The sequence below is a fragment of the Streptomyces sp. NPDC088254 genome, from assembly GCF_044740925.1.
In the GTDB taxonomy this organism is placed as follows: Bacteria; Actinomycetota; Actinomycetes; order Streptomycetales; family Streptomycetaceae; genus Streptomyces.
Genome location: NZ_JBIURQ010000011.1, coordinates 410,552 through 431,529 on the forward strand (window position 1 = coordinate 410,552; position 20,978 = coordinate 431,529).

Below are 20,978 nucleotides of genomic sequence, written 5' to 3' on the forward strand. Positions count from 1 at the left end.
CGTGATCCGAAGGAGATCCTGGTGACGACCCAAGCACCGTCCTCCGCGGCGGTTCCGGCACCGCGCAGCGGTGAGGAACCCATCCGCCTCGACCGCTATCGCATGTTCACCGAGGCCGTGCTGACGAAGTGCGCAGGCGACCCCGGCGCACGCAGCGCGTTGCGGTCCGGCGTGCGCAAGGACCTGAACTCGGTGCCCAGGATGCACCGCGTGATCGCCCACCTGATGCCGCAGAACGTGCTCGAGAACACCGAGCAGGCGTACTACGCCGTCGCTGCGATGATCGCCGAGCAGGCACGCCGCGGTTCGGTCGCCGCCGAGGCCGACGCCACTCCCGGGGACGAGAGCACTGCACCTGCGGCCGAGCCTGAGACGGCACCCTCCGGCGCGCGTTGGGGCGGGGAGAGAAACTATGGAACCAGCCTGGGCGCGTCCTTCGCACTGGCTGTCGTCCGCAGCCCCGGTCTGGAGCGGAAGATGCGGCGCGGCACCGCCGAAAGCCGCCTGAACCTGCTGTGCAAGCAGGGCGTTTCGGGCCTGCACCGGCACCTGCCGGCCTCCATTCGATACCTGCGCTCCCTGGACGTGCCCGTCGATTGGGCGCGGCTGCTGCAGGACCTGATCGACTGGCGGCGCCACTCCGGCCGCATCACCCGTCGCTGGCTGCAGGACTTCTACCGACGCCTCCAGGAGGAAGAGCGCCGCCTACGGGAGCAGGCCGACGCCCAGGAACCCGACAGCGTCGACGGCGCCTGATCAACCCGTCGGCCGCGCCGACGGCCCTGCCCACCCGCTATTCACCGCTTCGTATCGAGGAGTCATCCGTGTCCCTGAAGCAGCCCGCCCGATTCATCTGTGCACACATCCTGCAGACCGTGCCGTTCGCCAACCTCAACCGGGACGACACCAACTCGGTCAAGACCGTCCAGTACGGCGGCGTCCTGCGCACCCGAGTGTCCAGCCAGTGCTGGAAGCGGGCGATTCGCATCGACTTCGAGCAGCGCGTCGGCCAGGCGGCGCTGCGAACCCGCCGGATCGGGGAACGGGTGAGCCGCCTGTTGGTCGAGGAGCGCGGCTGGCCCCAGGACCTGGCCGCGCGTGCCGGCGCCCATCTGGCGGCCGCCAGCGGGATCAAGTTCGAGCTGGAGGAGAAGGACAAGCAGGTTCAGGTCAACAAGGTGATCGGCAACGCGATGGTGTACGTGCCGCAGACCGCCGTCGCCGAACTCGCCGACTTGGCCGAAGAGAAGCGGGCCGACTTGGAGGCCGCGAAGGACATCAAGAAGGCCGCCGACAAGAGCATCCTGCCCAAGGAGCGGGTGACGGCCATCCTGCGTTCCCGCAACGGCGTCATCAACCTCTTCGGCCGGATGCTCGCCGAAGTGGACGACGCCGGTGTCGACGGCGCCGTCCAGGTCGCGCACGCCATGACGACCCACCAGACCGACGTCGAAATCGACTACTTCTCGGCCGTCGACGATGTCACCGCCGCCTGGAACGACAGCACCGGCAGCGCCCACATGGGCCATGCCGAGTTCAGCGCGGGCACCTTCTACCGCTACGCGACCGTGGACCTGGCCGCGCTCGCCAGCAACCTCGGCGGCGATCTGACGGCCGCTCGAGAACTGGCCGAGGCGGTCCTGACCTCCTTCGTGAGCTCCCTGCCGCAGGCGAAGAAGAACTCCACCGCCCCGCACACCGTGCCGGACCTGGTCCATCTCACGGTGCGTTCCGACCGTCCCCTCTCCCTCGCCGCCGGATTCGAAAAGCCGGTGCAGGCCGCCGGCGACGGCGGTTACGCGGCCGCCTCCCGCGACGCCCTGTCCGCCTACGCCGAAGCCGTGAACTCCTTCATGGGGAGGGCCGGCATTTTGCACTCCGGCTGGGCCGGCCTTGACCCGAAGGGCCACCCCGGCTTGGGCGAGCGCCACCCCTCCCTGAACGACCTGATCGGCTCAGCCGTCCAGAGTGCGTTCGCTACGACCGCGTCCGGAGCCGGCGCGTGAGCACGACCGTAGGCCGCGTGACCGACGGCGACTCCGACACCGCCGGGGCAGCAGCGCCGGCGCTGCCGGGACTGCTGCTGCACTGCGCCGGCCCCCTGCAGTCCTGGGGCCAGCACAGCCATTTTAACCAGCGCGACACGGCCCCCTTCCCGACCCGCTCCGGCATCCTGGGACTCCTCGCAGCGGCCCTCGGCCGCAGCCGCGATGAGCCCGTCGACGACCTCGCCCGGTTGGGCGTCACCGTCCGCGTGGACCGGCCCGGCGTCCTGCTGCGCGATCTGCACACCGTCGGCGGCGGTCTGGCCGCGGCCGCCACGGTGACCACCGCACAGGGCAAGAAGCGCTCCGGGGACACCACCACCTTGCTGTCCCATCGCTACTACCTCGCCGACGCCGCATTCACCGTCGCCGTCACCAGCGCTTCCCAGGCAACCCTGCTCCTCGAATGCGCCCACGCGCTCCGCGCTCCGCGGTGGCCGCTGTTCCTCGGCCGACGAGCCTGCCCGCCCACCGGACCGCTGTTCCTCGGTCTTGTCGATGACACCCTGCACCACTTGATGGGCTTGCCGATCGCCGCCAAAGCGCCCCGCGCCGGCACAGCGGCCCGGACAGTCGACGTCCTCTCCGACAGGCCTCTCGACCGGCTGCCGCTGCCCGACGGCGCCCACGGCTCCGACCCGGCCGAGGCCGCCCACCCGGCGACCAGCCTCAACGACCAGCCCGTCACCTACCACCCCAACCGGCGCACCTACCGGGCCCGCCCCCTCTACCGGCGCACCGTCACCCCGCCCTCTCAGCAGTGGGGCGGCCTCGGCACCGACTACCTCCAAGCCCTCGGCGACTACGCGCGCCGCCACTTCGACACCCGCGAGGGGAACCGGCCATGAACGACATCTGGCTGACCCGGATCCTCCCCCACCCCCAATCCCGCGACGCCCGCCGCGACCTGGCAGACGCCGTCGGACTGCACCGCCGACTCATGTCACTCTTCCCGGACGGAGCTGGCCCCGACCCCCGAGCCTCGCTGGGCGTCCTTCACCGCGTCGAGGACGCCCCCACCGGCCCTTACATCCTGATGCAATCCGGCCACCGGCCCGACATCAGTCGCCTTCCCACCGGCTACGGCGCGGCGGCCACCCGCGAACTCGGCCCCCTCATCACCGCCCTCCACGCCGGCGGGCAGATCCACTTCCGCTGCGTCGCCAGCCCCGTCCGCAAACCGGGTGCCACCACCCGTGCCCACTACAACCTGCCCGCCGTCGTCCCCCTCACCGGCGCCCACGCCGACGAGTGGTGGATGCGACAAGCCGACGCCGCCGGCCTGAAGGTGCTCACCCTGCACTCCCAGCCCCTCGACAGCGCCACCGGCGTCCGCGGCCAACGCGGCACCGGCCAACAGCGCATCCGCCACGCCCGAACCCAATTCGACGGCACCGCCGTCATCATCGACCCCGACCGACTGCGGGCGAAACTCACCGACGGAATCGGCCGAGGCAAGGCCTACGGCTGCGGCCTCCTCACCATCGCCCCCTCCCGAAGCCGTGCAGGCGGCACCACCCCATGACCGCACCTCCCGCCCACCCCGGCCGCCGCAGACTCGCCGCCCCGACGGTGGCCATGCTCCCGCGCTTCGCCGACTCGCTGTCGTTTCTCTACCTGGACGTCGTCCGCGTGATGCAGGACGACACCGGCGTCCTGGCCGAGGTGACCAGCGACCGGCGGGGCACCGAGACCGTCTACCTGCCGACCGCCGCCCTCAGCTGCGTTCTCCTCGGCCCTGGCACCTCCATCACTGCCCGCGCCCTGGCGACTCTCGCTCGGCACGGCACCACCGTGGTCGTCACCGGATCGGGCGGCGTCCGCTGCTACGCCGCAACTCAGCCGGCCTCCCTCACCACCGTCTGGCTCGAACGTCAGGCCCGCTCCTGGGCCGACGACGACCGGCGGCTCGCCGTGGCCACAGCCATGTACGAACGACGCTTCGGCAGCAATACGGTGCCGCCCGGCACCTCCCTGGCACAGCTGCGCGGCATGGAAGGACAGCGCGTCAAAGCCCAGTACCGACTCCTCGCCCAGCAATACAAGATCGGCCGCTTCCGCCGCACCTACGACCCCGCCCAGTGGGACACGCAGGACCCCGTCAACCTCGCGCTCTCCTCGGCAAACACCTGCCTCTACGGCATCGTCCACGCAGCCGTCCTCGCCCTCGGCTGCTCACCCGCCCTGGGCTACGTCCACAACGGCAACCAGCAAGCCTTCATCTACGACATCGCCGATCTCTACAAGGCCGAACTCACCATCCCGCTGGCCTTCTCCCTCAACGCCTCCACCAACCCCGAGACCGAAGCCCGCCGCTCCTTCCGCGACCGTCTGCGCCTCTTCCGGCTCCTGCCGCGCATCGTCCACGACATACAGACACTGCTGCACCCTGACGGCGACCACGAAGCACCCGATCCGGAAGAGGAACTCGTCGACCTCTGGGACCCCGTGTCCGGTGCCCTGCCCGGCGGCACCAACCACGGAGCCGCCCTGTGAACCCCCTGCTCCGGGAGGCGCGGACCGCATGGCCTCGATGACCGTCCTCGCCGCCACCGCCGTCCCCGACCACCTCCGCGGCGCCCTCACCCGGTGGCTCCTCGAAGTCACGCCAGAGCTCTACGTCGGCACCGTATCCGCCCGCGTACGCGACGAACTCTGGGCCTCCGTCACCGCCTGCATCGACGACGGCACCGCAGTCCTCGCCTACCCCAACGACAACGAGCAGGGCTTCGAACTCCGCACAGCCGGACACCAACGCCGCATCCCACAAGACTTCGACGGCCTGACCCTCATCGCATTCCGCAGCAAGAGTCAAGGAATGGCAAACCCCCTCTAGCGTGGCAGGTCAGCGAGGGTCCTCTCCGCGCGAGCGGAGGTGAGCCGCATGCCGCCGAGGACGCACTGCTCGCCCTCGAGTCCTCTCCGCGCGAGCGAAGGTGAGCCGCTCCGCTGTCAAGTCCTGGACGGAATTTGGCCGTCCTCTCCGCGCGAGCGGAGGTGAGCCGTCGTTCCGGCTCCGGCGGCGTGGCGTGAGGCCACCTCAGTCCTCCTCGCGCGAGCAGTCTCGACGACGGCCGAACCCTGGGTCTGGATCGCTCTCCCTGCTGCGCTAGCGGACGGTTTCCGTCCGCGCGGCCGGAGCCCAACATCGGCAAAGGGCGTTTGCCCAGCGAGTTCGCCGCGTTCGCGGGCCTTGCTCGCCGTCCGTGTCCACCTCTGCCGACCCCGGGATCCGGAGGTGAAGGGCCTGGTTGAACGCGCCAACCGCTACCTGGAGACCAGCTTCCGGCCCGAGCAGGTCTTTAACCGGTACAGACGACATCTACGCCAGCTGACAGATGGCTGCACATCGCCAACTGGCACCGTCACCGCTCGATTGACGCTCGGCCGCAGGATCGCTGGGAGGCAAACCGCGCGGCGAAATTGCTAGGGCCGATACCACTCAATCCTCTGCCTCTGCAAACCCGTGTCGCCAGCAGACAGTTGGGCTTTCTCACCCACATGACCTAGAGGACCATGCATGCCCACACAGTTCATGACCGCCAAGCAGACCGCCGAGTACCTGAACATGTCGATCACGTGGGTGTACCGCGATGCGCCGAAGCTCGGGCTCGTCCCCTACAAGTTCGGGCACGGTCGCAGCGCGAAGCTGCAGTTCAAGATCAGTGATGTGCATGCCTGGGCCGGGCAGCAGAAGCTGGGCTGAACCCGCCGACTTGTGCCAGTCCTGGCCGCCGACGCGGTCAGGACCGCTGTCGTTTCAGGCCGCGAGCGACATGTCCAGCACCTGCGCCGCCTTGCCGATCGATCCCGGCAGAAGATGCCGGTAGATCTTGAACGTGACGTCGACGCTCTTGTGTCCCATCCACTCAGCGACGTCCGTGATCGGGATGCCGTTGCTCAGACAGTTCGACGCGTAGAAGTGTCGGTTCCCGTACAGCACCATCCGTTCCGGGATGTCCACCTCGCCCGACGCTTTGATCCGCCGCCACTGGTTCTCCGTTCCCCAGAACGGATACGGCTTGCGAGGGTCGGTCGGCTGACGCAGCAAGTAGCCGTCATACGTGCCGTGCTTCTCGGCGTACCGCTCGATCGTCTCCCTGATACGAGCGGGAAGCGGCACATCGCGGTACTCCCCCGCCTTCCTGTGCTTGAGCGGTCCGTAGCGGCGCATCGACTGCACGACCTGCTCGCTGATCCGATACACGTCATCGGCCACGATGTTGTTCAGGTTCACCGCGAACGCCTCACCGTTCCGCAGACCGCAGCCGCTCATCAGGTCGACGACCAGCATGAAGGCGTCGTCACCTGCGGTTCGTATCGCCCGCAACTGTTCGAGCGACGGGATCACCGCGCGCGCAGGGTCGTACTGTGGCGGTTTGACGCCGTCCAACGGGTTGTCGCTGTAGAGCCCGAGCCGGTGCGCGTCGAGAAGCACAGCACGCAGCTTGTCGAAGGCGTTGGACTGGGTGGCCTGACCCACACCATTGCGCTCCATGGTGCGGATGAAGCCGTCAACCACCTTGTGATCGAAGGAGTTCATCCGTCGGCTGCCGAGTGCCGGGTAGAGGTGATGCTCCAGCAGCGAGTCGAGGTGCCGTACCGACGAGGCAGCCAGGTGCCGTTGACCCGTTTTCCACTCCTCGGCGTAGTCCTGGAAGCGCATCCTCCCGTACTTCTGAATGCGCTCCGCCCTCGACTGGGACCGTGGTGCCGCCTTCTTCTGGTTGTAGATCTCCGTCAAACGCGTGATCGCCTTGTCCTGAGTGCCGAAGCCGGCCTCCTCGGTCTGCTTGCCCGCCGGGTTGCGGTACCGGATCTTGTATTCGTGGGGGCACTTCGACCAGCGGGACTCGGGGTGCTCGCAGTCCTTGAAGAAGGTGCCCATGCCGCGGGCGAGTGCGCGTGCCGCCATGTGGTGCTGACTCCTCGGCGTCCGTTGCTGACCTTTTGCTGACGCCCGAGGGTGTGCGATACCTCTGACCTGGGAAGAACCGTCAATCGCGTGGTATGTGGTGGAACTTCGTCGGGCGCACGCAGGACGAGATCACCCAGGCCCGGGAGGACTGGATGAGCGGATCGCGATTCGGGGTCGTGAAGGGGCACGACGGGGATCCGCTGTCTGCGCCGGAACTTCCTTCAGTGCCGCTCAAACCGCGGGGAAAGGTCCGCTGAACTGGCAGTTTGCAGTGCGAGGCACACATGGCGGGGCGAAGGGAAGTGCATCCCGACTGGTGTACTCAGATCACTTGAGCAAATTTCCTTCGCACCGCCTGTTGCACTCCGCCTCGATGCGCAGGTTTCGCCATCCGTAGTCAACTCTGATCGGACTGATTCTGACCCGATGCCGCCACTGACAGGCAGTCAGGTCTGCGCGGGATGCGGAAACCGCCGCTGTACGCGACCGGCGAAGAACTGGCACCCGTGTTGGGCGAGTTCGATGAACTGACCGCAACGGTGACCGGCGTCGAGCCGATCGGCTGCCCACCGGAGAAGGTCCCGCATTCCGGCCGGCTGCTGGACCAGACTCCCCGCTCGGTGGCGTGAAGGCCGGGGAGTCCGTCGGCGTAGTGCTTATGCCACCGCCGTGATGCCGAGTTCGGCGAGCAGACCGCGCACGCGCTGCTCGATCTGGTCACGGATGGGCCGCACGGCGTCCACGCCCTGGCCCGCCGGGTCGTCCAGTTGCCAGTCAAGGTACCGCTTCCCGGGGAAGACCGGGCAGGTGTCCCCGCAGCCCATGGTGATCACCACGTCCGAGGACTGCACGGCCTCGGTGGTGAGGATCTTCGGCTGCTGAGCGGAGATGTCGATGCCGACCTCTTTCATGGCTTGGACCACGGCCGGGTTGAGGGTGTTCGCGGGCGCGGAGCCGGCCGAGCGGACCTCGACCTGCCCGTCGGCGAGGTGGGTGAGGAAGGCGGCGCCCATCTGGGAGCGGCCGGCGTTGTGGACACAGACGAACAGCACCGACGCACGCGGGGCGGGAGCGCTCATGGCAGGAGTCTTTCTCGAGAGTGGGGCGGGTCAGGAGGTGGCGAGTTCGGGTTCGCCGTGCGGGGCGACGACCCCGTCCCGGGCGGGAGCGGGACGGCCGTAGACCGCCGCTACGGCGCCAAGTCCGAGCGCGGCTCCGAGTAGTTGGGCCGCGATGAAGGGGATGACGGAGGCGGGGGCGATGCCGGCGAAGGTGTCGGTGAAGGCGCGGCCGACGGTCACCGCCGGGTTCGCGAACGAGGTGGAGGAGGTGAACCAGTAGGCGGCTCCGATGTAGGAGGCCACCGCCGCGGGGGCGAGTGCGGCGCGGCCGATCCTGCCCAGGCCGAAGATCAGAAGGATCAGACCGGCTGTGGCGACGACCTCGCTCAGCCACAGATGACCGGCGGACCGGTCGTGGGTGGAGAGCTCCACCAGTGGCCTCGCGAACATCGCGTCGGCCAGGATCGCCCCGCCAATCGCCCCCGCCGCCTGGGCGGGCACGTAGGCGGCGACGTCCCGCAGGGTGAGCCCGTCCCGGTCGCGGCGGCCGGTGAACCAGACCGCGAGGGTCACTGCGGGGTTGAAGTGCGCCCCGGAGACCGGTCCGAACAACGCGATCAGCACGTCCAGGCCGAAGATGGTGGCGAGGGAGTTGGCGAGCAGTTGTACGCCCACGTCCCGCGTGAGTTCGGTGGCCTGGATGCCGGAGCCGACGACGACCGCGACCAGCAGCCCGGTCCCCAGGGTTTCAGCGGCGACGCGGCGGCCGAGGGATGCGGTCACGCGGTGGCTCCGGCGGTTTGCGGCGTTGTCAGGAACGCGGCGAGCTGGTCCAGGACGCCGGGGAGCACCCAGTAGTACACCCACGTGCCGCGGCGTTCGCAGTCGATGAGGCCGGCCTGGCGCAGCAGCTTGAGGTGGTGGGAGATCGTCGGCTGGGACAGGTCGAAGGCGGGCGTCATCTCGCACACGCAGACCTCGCCGCCTTCCCGCGAGGCGATCATCGACAGCAGCCGCAGCCGGACCGGATCCCCGAGGGCCTTGAACACCTTCGCCAGCCGCGCCGCACGCTCATCGTCCAGCGGCGCGGACACGAGACCGTCGCAGCAGCCGTCGGTGCCCCGGCCGATTACGTCAAGCCCTTGTTTCGACGTGGCTCTATGTTGACGTTTTTCGATTCAAGGCGCAAGGTTGCATCAAAGAACATCAATACAAGCCGTTCCAGGGCACCGCCATGCCCCGTCACCCAGGAGTGAGTCATGAGCGAGCAGTCCACCGACCTGCGTGAAACCGTCCGCGAGCGCTACGCCGCGGCAGCCGTGAAGGTCACCGAGGGCAACGCCGCCTGTTGCGGACCGCAGCCCGTCGAGGTCGACGAGAACTTCGGCTCCACCCTCTACGCCGCCGACGAACGCGACGCCCTGCCCGCCGAAGCCGTCACCGCCTCCCTCGGCTGCGGCAACCCCACCGCCGTCGCCGAACTCCGCGAAGGCGAGCGCGTGCTGGACCTCGGCTCCGGCGGCGGCATCGACGTCCTGCTCTCCGCCCGCCGTGTCGGACCCACAGGCAGGGCGTACGGACTGGACATGACCGACGAGATGCTCGCCCTGGCCCTCGCCAACGCCGCCAGGGCAGGCGCCACGAACGTGGAGTTCCTCAAGGGCACCATCGAATCGATCCCGCTGCCCGCGAACACCATAGACGTCGTGATCTCCAACTGCGTCATCAACCTGTCCGTCGACAAGCCCGCCGTCTTCGCCGAAACCTTCCGCGTCCTCAAGCCCGGCGGCCGCATCGGCGTCTCCGACGTCGTCGCCGACGACACCCTCACATCCGACCAGCGAGCCGAACGCGGCGACCACGTCGGCTGCATCGCCGGCGCCCTGTCCTTCGCCGAATACCGCCAGGGCCTGGAAGCCGCCGGCTTCACGGGCATCGAGATCACCCCCACCCACCCGGTCGCCGACGGCATGCACTCCGCCATCGTGCGAGCCACCAAGCCGACGACCACTGACACGCCCACCGGGACCCCCAAGTCGGCCGACGCGTGCTGCGGCGTCAACGCCTGCTGCACCTCCGGCGAGACCTCCGCCGACCCCGCCCTGACCGTCACCGAGGCCAAGACGGCATCCGGCTGCGGCTGCCAGAGCTGACGCCGCCACCTCCCCCTGATCGCGTGCCCGCCGTTTGCCGGCACGCGCTCAACAGCAAGGCCCGGACCATGCGTCCGGGGCTTCGTCGTGCCGCGCCGACCACTCGAGCCAAAAGCAACGGGTGTCGATGACCTGGGACGATGCCGTCCGGAGCCCGGTGTCGTCTGGTGCACCGGAAGTGCTCCAGCAGCTCAGCCCGGCGGCGGGCAGCCGGGTCGCGTGAAGCAATGCGCCGGACGACAGCGTCGACGCCAGGCCGCGCAGAGCGTTCCAGGGACCGTACGGACGCGTGGCGGGAGCGGGCCCGAGCACAGGGCAGCCGTCAGGGGCGGACGTTGACAGTGGCCATCATGCCCAGCTCTTCGTGGTCGAGGACGTGGCAGTGGTAGACGCTGCGGCCGGGGTAGTCGGTGAACGGGATACGCAGTCGCACCGAGCCCCGGGCTGGCACCAGGACGACATCCTGCCGCACGCCTGCGGCAGGTGCGCCAGTCAGCACGTGGAAAGGCCAGGCGTGCAGGTGGAACGGGTGCTCCATGGGGCTGGTGTTGACCACGGTCCACTCCTCGATGGTGCCGAGTGCGACGGTCTGGTCGTCGCGCTCGGGGTCGAAGGTGCGCCCGTCGATGGTGAAGGCCATGCCGCCCATGCCCATCCCGCCCATCCCGATCGCGAAGGTGATCTGACGCCGTCTGCTCACGTTGCCCGGCGGGATCGACGGGGCAGGCAGCCTCGCGGGCAACGCCGCCGATGCCGTGGCGGTGCCGGACGCGGCCAGGGTCGCCAGCGTGACCGGGCCGTCGGCGGAGGGGCCACCGTCCATCATGCCCAGGCTGCCGCGGTCGTACGGTTCGCTGACCAGCGCGTACCGGCCGCTGCGGGTGGGACGCACGATTACGTCGGCGCGGTTTCCCGGCGCCAGCACCGCCTGGTCCCGATCGGCCGGGGCTGGCAGGAACACCCCGTCGCGGGCGACCTGGGTCAGACGATGACCCTCCAGACGCAGCGCGAGCACCCGGGAGACACAGCCGTTGATGACCCGCCACCGCTGCACTGCCCCGGTCGCGGCGGTGATGACCGGCTGGTGTTGCCCGTTGACCAGTACCAGCTCGCCCTCGCGGCCCATCATTCTGGCCATCCTGTCCGCCGCGGCAACCCGGCCAGCCCCGTCCAGGGTGGTGTCGGTGACCAGCAGGACCAGGTCGTCGCTCACCGGCAGACCGGGATCGGGACCGCCGTCGACCAGCAGCGCTCCGACCAGGCCGGCGAAGATCTGGTCGGCGACGGTGCCGTGGTGGTGCGGGTGGTACCAGAACGTGCCGGCCGGATGGTCGGTCGGAACGGCGATGGCGTAGTCGAAGCTGTCGCCGGGCTCGATGGTGACGAACGGGTTGTCGCCGTTGCCGTGCGGGGATACGTGGAGGCCGTGGGTGTGCAGGTTCGTCGGCTGGTCCAGGTGGTTGATGAGCCGCGCTCGCAGCAGGTCCCCAGGCCGCACCCGCAAGGTTGGCCCCGGGCAGGTGCCGTTGAACGCCCACGCCGACGCGTCTCGGCCGGCCAGTCGAGCTCCCGTGGCAGCGGTGAGAGTCACGTCGAGCACCCCGCCGCGACTGGCCGCCACCGGCGGCTGGCGCAAACGCTCCCCGGAGGCACTGGGTTGCCTCAGGTTCCGGTCGATGGGCGCACCCACACCGGCTGCCCACCCCACGGTGCCAGCCGCCACGCCGCCCAGTCCGAGCAACGCCAACGCCTGGCGTCGACTGATCGGCTGGCCGCTCACGGCAACAGATTCCGGCAACGCCGGTACTCGTCCTCGTTGATTTCTCCGCGAGCGTGGCGTTCGTCGAGGATTCGCCGGGTTGCTGAGCCGACCGTACGAGGTGCGGGCGGGGACATGAGTCCCCCCTGTATCAGCCGCACCGCGACGAAGCCGATAAGCAGCAGGCCAGCCACGATGAAGACCGGCCAGATCCACATCCAGCCCATCAGCCAACCATTGCCTGCCATCGCCGCTCACACTCCATGCCCAGGTAACGCTTCGTGTACCTCAAGGCTAAGACCGCCGCCAGAGCACCGCCGGGCAGAAGGCGCCGATTTGCAAAGTTCAGCGTCCCGGCAACGGCTGCACGGCGCGTACCAGAAGGTTCCCCGAGAAAAGCTGGCGACCTCACGTAATCGTGAGTCGCGTGCCCGATGAGGGCTCGTGCTAACTGGATTGGGGTGTCGCCGAGGTGAGGCCAGAAGCCGCCAATAGTTGATCACCCCTTCTGAGTCCGCCTGGGGCTGTCGGCCGGGCGTGGGCCCGGGTCAGCTCAGGGACCCCAGGGCGGCGTCGAGCCGGGCCATGGCATCGGCGGCGACCGGCTCCAGCTGGACGAGCGTGGTGTCGCCGGACTGGTGTCTGGGTCACCAGAAAGATCCAGCACCGGAGGCGTGGCTCATGTGAGCGTGCTGGGCAGGTCTAGTTGCAGGCTGAGCTGCGCGCCCCGGACGCTCCCGGCCTGCGCGCCGACGAGGGCTCAGACGGAGCGGAGAGCTGCAGGCGCTGCGGACCGGGGCCCACAGCACCTCCGCCAGCGCGACACCGAGGGAGGCCGCGCCGATCCCAGGAGGTCAGCCGGTCAGGGCCGCGAGCGTGTCGTCCAGGTCGGCGGCCTTGGGCTGGTTGTGGGGGAGCTGTCCCATGAGACACGTCAAAGTCTGGAGAACGACGGCTGCCATGCTCGGCATCGCTCGGCCCCACAACCTGGCCCTCACCGGATGACTCACGCCCCCCTTACGGGACAACCTCTGGGGGGAGACGGCCTCGGCCTTGGACGGGTCGATCTCATACGTCGAGGCGTAAGCGCCCTTCAACGACCGGGTGATGCCCTCGCGGGGGAGCAGGTTCGGCGCCTGTGAGAGTCCAGCGCACTGGATCCTGGCAGCCGCCATCCCTGGCACATCTTGCCCCTGCGATCCCGCGCACCCTCGAGCCGACCAGCCGCTTCCGCAACCACCGCTCCTCGAGTCAGTCGGCAATTCTCCATATTTTTCCCAACATTTCCCTGCCTGTTCCCCATTGTTCCCGCGTCTTCCCGTACGGAGCAGCACCGCTGGGCAAGCGCTCGCCGACCACTCGAAGCTTGCCGTGAACCTCCCCAAAAGCCTTGGAAGGCGCCACACCCATGCTCAAACGCACCTGCATCACAACGCCCGTCGCCCTCGCCCTGTCCGTGTCCGTGCTCGCTCCCGCAGCACACGCGGATCCCGCCACCCCGCTCGTCATCGGTCACCGTGGGGCCGCAGGGCTGGCCCCCGAGAACACTCTGGAAGCCGTCGACCGGGCCGACCGGGCGGGCATCGACTGGGTCGAAGTGGACGTGCAGCGCAGCAAGGACGGGGTGCTCGTCCTCATGCATGACCAGGACCTCGTCCGGACGACCGACGCCGAGAGGGTCTTCCCGCACCGCGCGCCCTGGAGGGTGGGCGACTTCACCTACGCGGAACTGAACAGGCTGCGCGCCGGAGCATCCCCGCAGTGGAAGGCCTCGCGATACGGAAGGGCGGGCATCCCCACCCTCGGACAGGTCCTAGACCGGCTCGACCGCAACAACCAGGGTCTCCTGCTGGAGTTGAAGTGGCCGGGCAACTTCCCCGGAGTCGTCCGGGACACGCTGCGGGTCCTCGGCCGCAAGGGCTGGCTGGACGCCCACCACGTCCACAACCGGCTGTACGTGATCAGCTTCCTGGCCGCCGCCCTGAAGACCGTCCGCAAGGAGAGGCCGGACATCAAGCTCGGCATCTGCGACGACAGGGCGTCGACCGGCAAGCTGGCGTCGTACGCGAGGTTCGCCGACGCGGTCAACCCCCAGCACACGGCCACCACTGCGGACTTCGTGCGCCGCGCACACGCCCTCAAGGGCACGCACGGTACACCCCTGAAGGTGTGGCCGTACACGGTGAACTCCTCCACCCAGGCCCGCCGCCTCCGTGATCTGCGCGTGGACGGCTTCACCACCGACTTCCCCGACAAGATGAGGCACGTACTCGGACACTGACCGCAGGCGAAAGCGCGCACCGGTGGCAACCGCGGAGCTGGAACAGTCCTCCGTGGCCGCCACCAAACGGAGTGCTGTAATCCCTCTGTTCCTTGGCGGACCACGTCTTCCATTGCGCATGGTCGGCCTGGCTCTGTTCGTTGAGCTGACCGCCCTCGACCTTGCCGAGCAGTTCCCTGGCCTGCACCGTGCGAGCCTTGCCGGCCAGGCCAGAGCCTCCGGTGACAGCATGCACGCGATCGTGCAGGCTGCGGTCTCGGGGCTGCTGGGAGCGGCCGGCCGTCACTCGCCGTCGGACTCGACCACCCAGCCCCGGCGGACCGTCCACACCCTGCCGTCCGCCGTCGCCCCGCACATCCCGTCCAGGACGCCCGGCCCCGCTGCTGTCACCAGACGCGAGTCACCGGCGGACGCGAAGCCGAAGGTGCGGCGCGGGTCCCAGTCGGTGCTGTGCCGCAACCGGCGGCTCATCTGGGCCCAGCCGACCGGCGCCGCGGCCACCACCCAGGCGTCCGGCTCGGGACGGGTCAGCCGGCGAGCCTGGCGCAGCCATGACGCGGCGTCCTCAGGCCAGTCGACCACCGCGGCCAGCCGCCCGCCGCTGCTGAGCCAGGCGTCGGCGAACGCCTCGGCGGTGTCCTTCGACGTGGCGTCCCGGCCATGGCCCAGCGCGACGCTGCCGCCGCGGAACCCTGCGCCCTCCAACAGCGCCAGCAAGCGCGCGAGTTCGCGGCCGGTGTGCGGCCGGGCCGCGGGCCAGGGTGCGTAGTCTGACAGGGCCGCCGGAAGCAGCCGGGGAGAGGGCTCGTTCATGACGGCTCCCCCGTGCGCCACGCCCGGTGGCGATCGGGAAGGCAGACCGCGCACGGCCGGTATCCCGCCGCGAGCGCTGTCGCCTCGTCCGCGAAGAACACCCGGTGGCGCACGTAGTTCCCGCGGGCGATGTGCCGCACCGCGGAGGGGCAGTCCAGCCGTCCGTAGATCCGTCCGCGCCGGTAGCCGCCGAACCGGCCGGCCACGTCGCTGCGGTAGGGCCGCCCGTCAGCGCCGATCAGCGTGTATCCGCGAAGCGCCGCCGCGGGAGCCGTGCCGTCCAGCCGTCGTCTGTCCACAAAGGCACTGTGCATCATCCCGGACGGCCGTACCAGCGGTATCCGGACGTCCATCCCGCGGCCGGTGCCGGGTGATCTGGATCGGCGCTTCAGTGGCGCGCGGCAGGCTTGCGTGCCGGGGCAGCCCCGCCGTGCCGGGCCCGGCCACGGCGCCCCGCGCGACCCGGCCGCCGGGCACCGGGCCGCACCCTTCGATCCCGGGTTCAAGGAGAGAGACCGTCGTGCGAATCGCCGTGACCGGCTCGATAGCCACCGACCATCTGATGTCATTTCCTGGTCGGTTCACCGACCAACTGATCGCCGATCGGCTGGAACAGGTGTCCCTTTCCTTCCTCGTCGACCGCCTCGACGTGCGGCGCGGCGGTGTCGCCGCCAACATCGCCTTCGGACTCGCACGGCTGGGACTGACCCCGCGTCTGATCGCCGCCGCGGGAGTCGACTTCGCCGAGTACGGGGCGTGGCTGCGCGTCGCCGGGGTCGACACGGAATCCGTCAGGATCAGCGAGACACTGCACACCGCCCGGTTCGTGTGCACGACTGACGAGGCACAGAACCAGATCGCCACTTTCTACTCCGGCGCCATGGCCGACGCCGCGAAGATCGACCTCGCCGCGGAGGCGGCCCGTTGCGGTGGCTTCGACCTGGTGCTCGTCGGCGCCGACGCCCCGGAGGCGATGCTGCGCCACACCGAGACCGCTCGGCGTGCCGGAATCCGCGTGGCCGCCGATCCCTCGCAGCAGCTCGCCCGTCTGAACGACACGCAGGCACGTCGGCTCGTGGACCGCGTCCACCTGCTGTTCACCAACGAGTACGAGTCCGCCATGCTGCGGGAGCGCACCGGCTGGAGCGAACGGGACATCCTGCAGCGTGTCGGTACCTGGATCATCACCCGGGGAGCGGACGGCGTCTCCCTGGCGCGGTGCGGCCAGCCCCGTCTGGACGTGCCGGCCGTCCCCACCGCGAAGATCGCCGACCCGACCGGGGTGGGGGACGCGTTCCGCTCCGGATTCCTCGCCGGCCTGAGCTGGGACTGGCCCGAGGAACGGGCGGCGCAGCTCGGTTGTGCGCTGGCGTCGATCGTCCTGGAGACGGTCGGCACTCAGGAGTACAAGCTGCTCGCGGTGGATCTGATCGAGCGTGTCGAGCGCGCGTACGGGCACGACGCCGCCCGTGAGATGGAGCCGCGCCTGGCGGGGCTGTCATGAGCGGGCTGCGTGAGGAACTGGCCACCCGAGTGGTGGTCGCCGACGGTGCGATGGGCACCATGCTCCAGGCGCAGGAGCCCACTCTGGAGGACTTCCAGCAGCTCGAGGGCTGCAACGAGATCCTGAACGCCACCCGCCCGGACATCGTGCGCTCGGTTCACCAGGAGTACTTCGCGGCCGGTGTCGACTGCGTGGAGACGAACACCTTCGGCGCGAACCACACGGCCGCCTCTGAGTACGAGATCTCCGACCGCGTGTTCGAGCTGTCGGAGGCCGGTGCGCGCATCGCCCGTGAGGTGGCCGACGAGTTCACCGGTCGGGACGGGCGCACCCGCTGGGTGCTCGGTTCGATCGGGCCCGGCACCAAACTGCCCACGCTCGGCCACGTCGGCTACACCACGATCCGCGACGGCTATCAGGCCAACGCCGAGGGCCTGCTCGCCGGCGGTGCCGACGCGCTGATCGTGGAGACGACGCAGGACCTGCTGCAGACCAAGGCCTCGGTGGTCGCCGCCCGCCGCGCCATCGAGACGGCCGGTGTCGACGTGCCACTGCTGGTGTCGATGGCATTCGAGACGACCGGCACCATGCTGCTGGGCTCGGAGATCGGCGCGGCGCTGACCGCGCTGGAGCCGCTCGGCATCGACATGATCGGCCTGAACTGCTCGACCGGGCCCGCCGAGATGAGCGAGCACCTGCGCTACCTCACCCGCCACTCCCGCATTCCGCTGCTGTGCATGCCGAACGCGGGTCTGCCGATCCTGACCAAGGACGGCGCGCATTTCCCGCTGGGTCCGGAGGGGCTGGCCGACGCGCAGGAGAACTTCGTGCGCGACTACGGCCTGTCCCTGGTGGGCGGCTGCTGTGGCACGACGCCGGAGCACCTGCGCCAGGTCGTGGAGCGGGTGCGCGGCCTGGCCACGGCCGAGCGCGACCCGCGCCCGGAGCCAGGTGCCGCGTCGCTGTATCAGACGGTGCCCTTCCGTCAGGACACCTCCTACCTCGCCATCGGCGAGCGCACCAACGCCAACGGCTCGAAGAAGTTCCGTGAGGCGATGCTGGAGGGCCGCTGGGACGACTGCGTGGAGATGGCCCGCGAGCAGATCCGCGAGGGCGCGCACATGCTCGACCTGTGCGTGGACTACGTCGGCCGCGACGGCGTCGCCGACATGGAGGAACTCGCCGGTCGCCTCGCCACCGCCTCCACCCTGCCGATCGTGCTCGACTCCACCGAGGTCGACGTCATCCAGGCGGGCCTGGAGAAGCTCGGCGGCCGCGCGGTGATCAACTCGGTGAACTACGAGGACGGGGCGGGCCCGGAGTCGAGGTTCGCGAAGGTCACGCAGCTCGCCAGGGAGCACGGGGCGGCGCTGATCGCGCTGACCATCGACGAGGAAGGCCAGGCGCGTACGACGCAGAAGAAGGTGGAGATCGCCGAGCGGCTGATCGCCGACCTGACCGGTAACTGGGGCATCCACGAGGAGGACATCCTCGTCGACTGCCTCACCTTCACCATCTGTACCGGTCAGGAGGAGTCCCGCGGCGACGGTGTCGCCACCCTCGAGGGCATCCGCGAGCTCAAACGCCGCCATCCGAACGTGCAGACCACCCTCGGCCTGTCGAACATCTCCTTCGGCCTGAACCCGGCCGCCCGGATCCTGCTCAACTCCGTCTTCCTGGACGAGTGTGTGAAGGCGGGCCTGGACTCGGCGATCGTGCACGCCAGCAAGATCCTGCCGATCGCCCGGTTCAGCGACGATGAGGTCCGCACCGCGCTGGATCTGATCTACGACCGGCGCGCCGAGGGCTACGACCCGCTGCAAGAGCTCATGCGACTGTTCGAGGGGGCGACGGCGAAGTCGCTGAAGGCGTCCAAAGCGCAGGAGCTGGCCGCGCTGGGGCTGGAGGAGCGCCTCAAACGGCGCATCATCGACGGTGAGCGCAACGGCCTGGAACAGGATCTGGACGAGGCACTGGCCTCCCGGTCGGCGCTGGACATCGTCAACGAGACCCTCCTGGACGGCATGAAGGTCGTCGGCGAACTCTTCGGCTCCGGCCAGATGCAGCTGCCGTTCGTCCTGCAGTCCGCCGAGGTCATGAAGACCGCGGTCGCCCACCTCGAACCGCACATGGAGAAGTCGGACGCCGAGGGCAAGGGCACCATCGTCCTGGCCACCGTGCGCGGCGACGTCCACGACATCGGCAAGAACCTCGTCGACATCATCCTGACCAACAACGGCTACAACGTCGTCAACCTCGGCATCAAGCAGCCCGTGTCGGCGATCCTGGAGGCCGCCCAGGAGCACCGCGCGGATGTGATCGGCATGTCCGGACTGCTGGTGAAGTCCACGGTGATCATGAAGGAGAACCTGGAGGAGCTCAACCACCGTGAGCTGGCCGGGAAGTATCCGGTCATCCTCGGCGGCGCGGCACTGACGCGGGCCTATGTCGAGCACGACCTGCACGAGATCTACCAGGGTGAGGTCCGTTACGCCCGGGATGCCTTCGAAGGGCTGCGCCTGATGGACGCACTGATCGGCATCAAGCGCGGTGTGCCCGGGGCGAAGCTGCCCGAGCTGAGGCAGCGTCGGGTCAAGGCGGCGACGGTCGAGGCCGAGGAGCGAGCGGAGGAGGGGCACGTGCGCTCCGACGTCGCCGTCGACAACCCGGTGCCCGCCCCGCCCTTCTGGGGCACCCGCGTGATCAAGGGCATCCAGCTCAACGAGTACGCGTCCTGGCTCGACGAGGGCGCCCTGTTCAAGGGCCAGTGGGGGCTCAAGGGCGACACGATCGAGGTCGAGGGCCGGCCCAGGCTGCGGATGTGGCTGGATCGACTGCGGACCGGGAACCTGCTGGAGGCAGCCGTCGTGCACGGCTACTTCCCGTGCGTGTCGAAGAAGGACGACCTGATCATCCTGGACGAGCAGGACGAGGAGTGCACCCGCTTCGCCTTCCCCCGTCAGGGACACGGCCGCCGACTGTGCCTGGCCGACTTCTTCCGGTCGGAGGAGTCCGGGGAGCGGGACGTCGTCGGTCTCCAGGTGGTGACGGTCGGCTCGCGCATCGGCGAAGAGACAGCGCGCCTGTTCGAGGCCGACGCCTACCGCGACTACCTGGAACTGCACGGCCTGTCCGTCCAGCTGGCCGAGGCTCTCGCCGAGTACTGGCACGCGCGCGTACGCGCCGAACTCGGCATCGCCGGGAACGACCCGGCCGCCCTGGACGGGATGTTCCGTACCGAGTACCAGGGATGCCGCTACTCCTTGGGCTATCCGGCGTGCCCGAACCTGGAGGACCGCGCCAAGATCGCCGAGCTGCTCCGGCCCGAGCGCATCGGCGTGCAGTTGTCGGAGGAGTTCCAGCTCCACCCCGAGCAGTCCACGGACGCCATCGTCGTCCACCACCCCCAGGCGGGGTACTTCAACGCGGGAGGCCGTTCATGAGCTCCGTGCGCGAGGTGCTGGCAAACGGCGTTCCCTCGTTCTCCTTCGAGTTCTTCCCGCCTAAGACCGGCCAGGGTGAGCGTGCCCTGTGGAACTCCGTCCGCCGCGTCGAATCCCTCTCCCCCACCTTCGTCTCCGTCACCTACGGCGCCGGCGGCTCATCGCGTGAACGGACCGTCGAGGTCACCCGGCGCGTCGCCGCCGAGACCACCCTGCGGCCCGTCGCCCACCTGACCGCCGTCGGGCACTCGGTGGCCGAACTGCGGCACATCATCGGCCAGTACGCCGACGCGGGGATCAGGGACGTCCTGGTGCTGCGCGGTGATCCGCCCGGCGATCCGAACGGCCCCTGGACGGCGCACCCGGACGGTTTCACCTACGCACGTGAACTGGTGGAACTGGTGCGCTCGCTGGGTGAGTTCACCATCGGTGTGGCGGCCTTCCCCGAGATGCATCCGCGCTCGCCGGAGTGGGACAGCGATGTCCGGCACTTCGTCGCCAAGTGCCGGGCGGGCGCCGACTACGCCATCACACAGATGTTCTTCCACGTCGAGGACTACCTGCGGCTGCGCGACCGGGTCACGGCCGCGGGCTGTGACATCCCGATCATCCCCGAGATCATGCCGGCCACCGACGTCCGTCAGATCCGCCGTTTCGCCGAACTGTCCCACGCCGCCTTCCCCGAAGACCTCGCCCATCGTCTCGAAAGCGCCCGGGACGACGCCGCAGCTGGCCACCGCATCGGCGTAGAGCACGCCACCGCCATGGCCGGACGTCTCCTCGCCGAGGGTGCACCCGGCTTGCACTACATCACGCTCAACAAGTCCACCGCAGCCCTCGACATCCATCGGAACGTGCTGTCGACGCAGATCACAAGGAGTGCCCGTGTCCGCTGAGTTCACCGATTTCAAGGTCGCCGACCTCTCCCTGGCCGAGTTCGGCCGCAAGGAGATCACGCTCGCCGAGCACGAGATGCCGGGCCTGATGGCGATCCGCAAGGA

22 protein-coding genes and 1 pseudogene are annotated in these 20,978 nt (G+C 69.2%); 15 read left to right on the forward strand and 8 right to left on the reverse strand.

What is annotated here, in order from left to right; translation table 11 throughout:
• Window positions 1-21: 21 nt before the first annotated feature.
• The 7 genes from casB (at window position 22) to ACIOC0_RS30980 (ending at window position 5,751) form a co-directional block, all read left to right on the forward strand.
• Entirely contained in the window at window positions 22-756 is a 735-nt protein-coding gene (casB, locus tag ACIOC0_RS30950; protein WP_402159041.1) for a type I-E CRISPR-associated protein Cse2/CasB, read from the forward strand.
• 74 nt (window positions 757-830) lie between these two features.
• The gene (cas7e, locus tag ACIOC0_RS30955; protein ID WP_402159079.1) at window positions 831-2,006 is read left to right on the forward strand and encodes a type I-E CRISPR-associated protein Cas7/Cse4/CasC; all 1,176 of its coding nucleotides are present in this window, start codon (window positions 831-833) and stop codon (window positions 2,004-2,006) included.
• 62 nt (window positions 2,007-2,068) lie between these two features.
• Entirely contained in the window at window positions 2,069-2,893 is an 825-nt protein-coding gene (gene cas5e / locus ACIOC0_RS30960) for a type I-E CRISPR-associated protein Cas5/CasD (RefSeq protein WP_402159080.1), read from the forward strand.
• Window positions 2,890-3,570, forward strand: coding sequence for a type I-E CRISPR-associated protein Cas6/Cse3/CasE (gene cas6e, locus ACIOC0_RS30965; RefSeq protein ID WP_402159042.1), 681 nt, complete (start codon window positions 2,890-2,892; stop codon window positions 3,568-3,570). The genes cas5e and cas6e overlap by 4 nt, the downstream gene beginning before the upstream one ends.
• Entirely contained in the window at window positions 3,567-4,541 is a 975-nt protein-coding gene (cas1e, locus tag ACIOC0_RS30970) for a type I-E CRISPR-associated endonuclease Cas1e (protein ID WP_402159043.1), read from the forward strand. The genes cas6e and cas1e overlap by 4 nt, the downstream gene beginning before the upstream one ends.
• 28 nt (window positions 4,542-4,569) lie before the next feature.
• Window positions 4,570-4,881, forward strand: a complete 312-nt coding sequence (cas2e, locus tag ACIOC0_RS30975; protein ID WP_402159044.1) for a type I-E CRISPR-associated endoribonuclease Cas2e — start codon at window positions 4,570-4,572, stop codon at window positions 4,879-4,881.
• 684 nt (window positions 4,882-5,565) lie between these two features.
• Entirely contained in the window at window positions 5,566-5,751 is a 186-nt protein-coding gene (locus ACIOC0_RS30980; RefSeq protein ID WP_402159045.1) for a helix-turn-helix domain-containing protein, read from the forward strand.
• A gap of 54 nt (window positions 5,752-5,805) precedes the next feature.
• On the opposite strand, the gene ACIOC0_RS30985 is transcribed toward ACIOC0_RS30980, so the two are convergent.
• A complete protein-coding gene (locus tag ACIOC0_RS30985; protein ID WP_402159046.1) occupies window positions 5,806-6,960 on the reverse strand; it encodes a tyrosine-type recombinase/integrase in 1,155 nt (384 codons plus the stop codon).
• Window positions 6,961-7,055: 95 nt separating this feature from the next.
• On the opposite strand from ACIOC0_RS30985, the pseudogene ACIOC0_RS30990 reads away from it, so the two are divergent.
• Window positions 7,056-7,220, forward strand: a pseudogene (locus ACIOC0_RS30990) (pirin family protein); the annotation flags it as partial.
• A gap of 204 nt (window positions 7,221-7,424) precedes the next feature.
• On the forward strand, window positions 7,425-7,592 hold the full coding sequence (locus ACIOC0_RS30995) for a hypothetical protein (protein WP_402159047.1): 168 nt from the start codon (window positions 7,425-7,427) through the stop codon (window positions 7,590-7,592).
• Between the two features lie 27 nt (window positions 7,593-7,619).
• Here ACIOC0_RS30995 and ACIOC0_RS31000 read toward each other — a convergent pair whose 3' ends face one another.
• From ACIOC0_RS31000 to ACIOC0_RS31010, 3 genes are read right to left on the reverse strand one after another with little or no spacing between them, the layout of a single operon-like run.
• Window positions 7,620-8,042: an arsenate reductase ArsC gene (locus tag ACIOC0_RS31000; protein ID WP_402159048.1), complete on the reverse strand. Its 423-nt coding sequence runs from the start codon at window positions 8,040-8,042 to the stop codon at window positions 7,620-7,622.
• 30 nt (window positions 8,043-8,072) lie between these two features.
• Window positions 8,073-8,807 (reverse strand): aquaporin, encoded by a 735-nt coding sequence (locus ACIOC0_RS31005; protein WP_402159049.1) that lies wholly within the window; start codon window positions 8,805-8,807, stop codon window positions 8,073-8,075.
• Window positions 8,804-9,118 (reverse strand): ArsR/SmtB family transcription factor, encoded by a 315-nt coding sequence (locus tag ACIOC0_RS31010; RefSeq protein WP_402159050.1) that lies wholly within the window; start codon window positions 9,116-9,118, stop codon window positions 8,804-8,806. Before ACIOC0_RS31010 ends, ACIOC0_RS31005 begins: the two co-directional genes overlap by 4 nt.
• 165 nt (window positions 9,119-9,283) lie before the next feature.
• Here ACIOC0_RS31010 and arsM point away from each other — a divergent pair, with 165 nt between their 5' ends.
• On the forward strand, window positions 9,284-10,177 hold the full coding sequence (gene arsM / locus ACIOC0_RS31015; protein WP_402159051.1) for an arsenite methyltransferase: 894 nt from the start codon (window positions 9,284-9,286) through the stop codon (window positions 10,175-10,177).
• A 322-nt stretch (window positions 10,178-10,499) separates the two neighbouring features.
• Here arsM and ACIOC0_RS31020 read toward each other — a convergent pair whose 3' ends face one another.
• Both ACIOC0_RS31020 and ACIOC0_RS31025 read right to left on the reverse strand, forming a co-directional pair.
• The gene (locus ACIOC0_RS31020; RefSeq protein WP_402159052.1) at window positions 10,500-11,768 is read right to left on the reverse strand and encodes a multicopper oxidase family protein; all 1,269 of its coding nucleotides are present in this window, start codon (window positions 11,766-11,768) and stop codon (window positions 10,500-10,502) included.
• Between the two features lie 185 nt (window positions 11,769-11,953).
• Complete coding sequence (locus ACIOC0_RS31025; RefSeq protein WP_402159053.1) at window positions 11,954-12,184, reverse strand: SHOCT domain-containing protein; 231 nt, start codon at window positions 12,182-12,184, stop codon at window positions 11,954-11,956.
• Window positions 12,185-13,344: 1,160 nt separating this feature from the next.
• Between ACIOC0_RS31025 and ACIOC0_RS31030 the strand changes: the two genes are divergently transcribed.
• Complete coding sequence (locus ACIOC0_RS31030) at window positions 13,345-14,217, forward strand: glycerophosphodiester phosphodiesterase (protein WP_402159054.1); 873 nt, start codon at window positions 13,345-13,347, stop codon at window positions 14,215-14,217.
• Window positions 14,218-14,499: 282 nt separating this feature from the next.
• Here ACIOC0_RS31030 and ACIOC0_RS31035 read toward each other — a convergent pair whose 3' ends face one another.
• Both ACIOC0_RS31035 and ACIOC0_RS31040 read right to left on the reverse strand, forming a co-directional pair.
• Window positions 14,500-15,030 (reverse strand): hypothetical protein, encoded by a 531-nt coding sequence (locus tag ACIOC0_RS31035; protein ID WP_402159055.1) that lies wholly within the window; start codon window positions 15,028-15,030, stop codon window positions 14,500-14,502.
• Window positions 15,027-15,329: an Ada metal-binding domain-containing protein gene (locus tag ACIOC0_RS31040; RefSeq protein ID WP_402159056.1), complete on the reverse strand. Its 303-nt coding sequence runs from the start codon at window positions 15,327-15,329 to the stop codon at window positions 15,027-15,029. The genes ACIOC0_RS31035 and ACIOC0_RS31040 overlap by 4 nt, the downstream gene beginning before the upstream one ends.
• A gap of 221 nt (window positions 15,330-15,550) precedes the next feature.
• Between ACIOC0_RS31040 and ACIOC0_RS31045 the strand changes: the two genes are divergently transcribed.
• The 4 genes from ACIOC0_RS31045 to ACIOC0_RS31060 form a co-directional block, all read left to right on the forward strand.
• Window positions 15,551-16,534: a carbohydrate kinase family protein gene (locus ACIOC0_RS31045; RefSeq protein WP_402159057.1), complete on the forward strand. Its 984-nt coding sequence runs from the start codon at window positions 15,551-15,553 to the stop codon at window positions 16,532-16,534.
• The gene (gene metH / locus ACIOC0_RS31050; RefSeq protein ID WP_402159058.1) at window positions 16,531-19,977 is read left to right on the forward strand and encodes a methionine synthase; all 3,447 of its coding nucleotides are present in this window, start codon (window positions 16,531-16,533) and stop codon (window positions 19,975-19,977) included. Before ACIOC0_RS31045 ends, metH begins: the two co-directional genes overlap by 4 nt.
• Window positions 19,974-20,873 carry a methylenetetrahydrofolate reductase [NAD(P)H] gene (gene metF / locus ACIOC0_RS31055; protein ID WP_402159059.1) on the forward strand — a complete coding sequence of 300 codons (900 nt, stop codon included), beginning with the start codon at window positions 19,974-19,976 and terminating at the stop codon, window positions 20,871-20,873. The genes metH and metF overlap by 4 nt, the downstream gene beginning before the upstream one ends.
• On the forward strand, window positions 20,857-20,978 hold a 122-nt coding region (locus ACIOC0_RS31060; RefSeq protein WP_402159081.1), incomplete at its 3' end, for an adenosylhomocysteinase. The genes metF and ACIOC0_RS31060, both read left to right, overlap by 17 nt.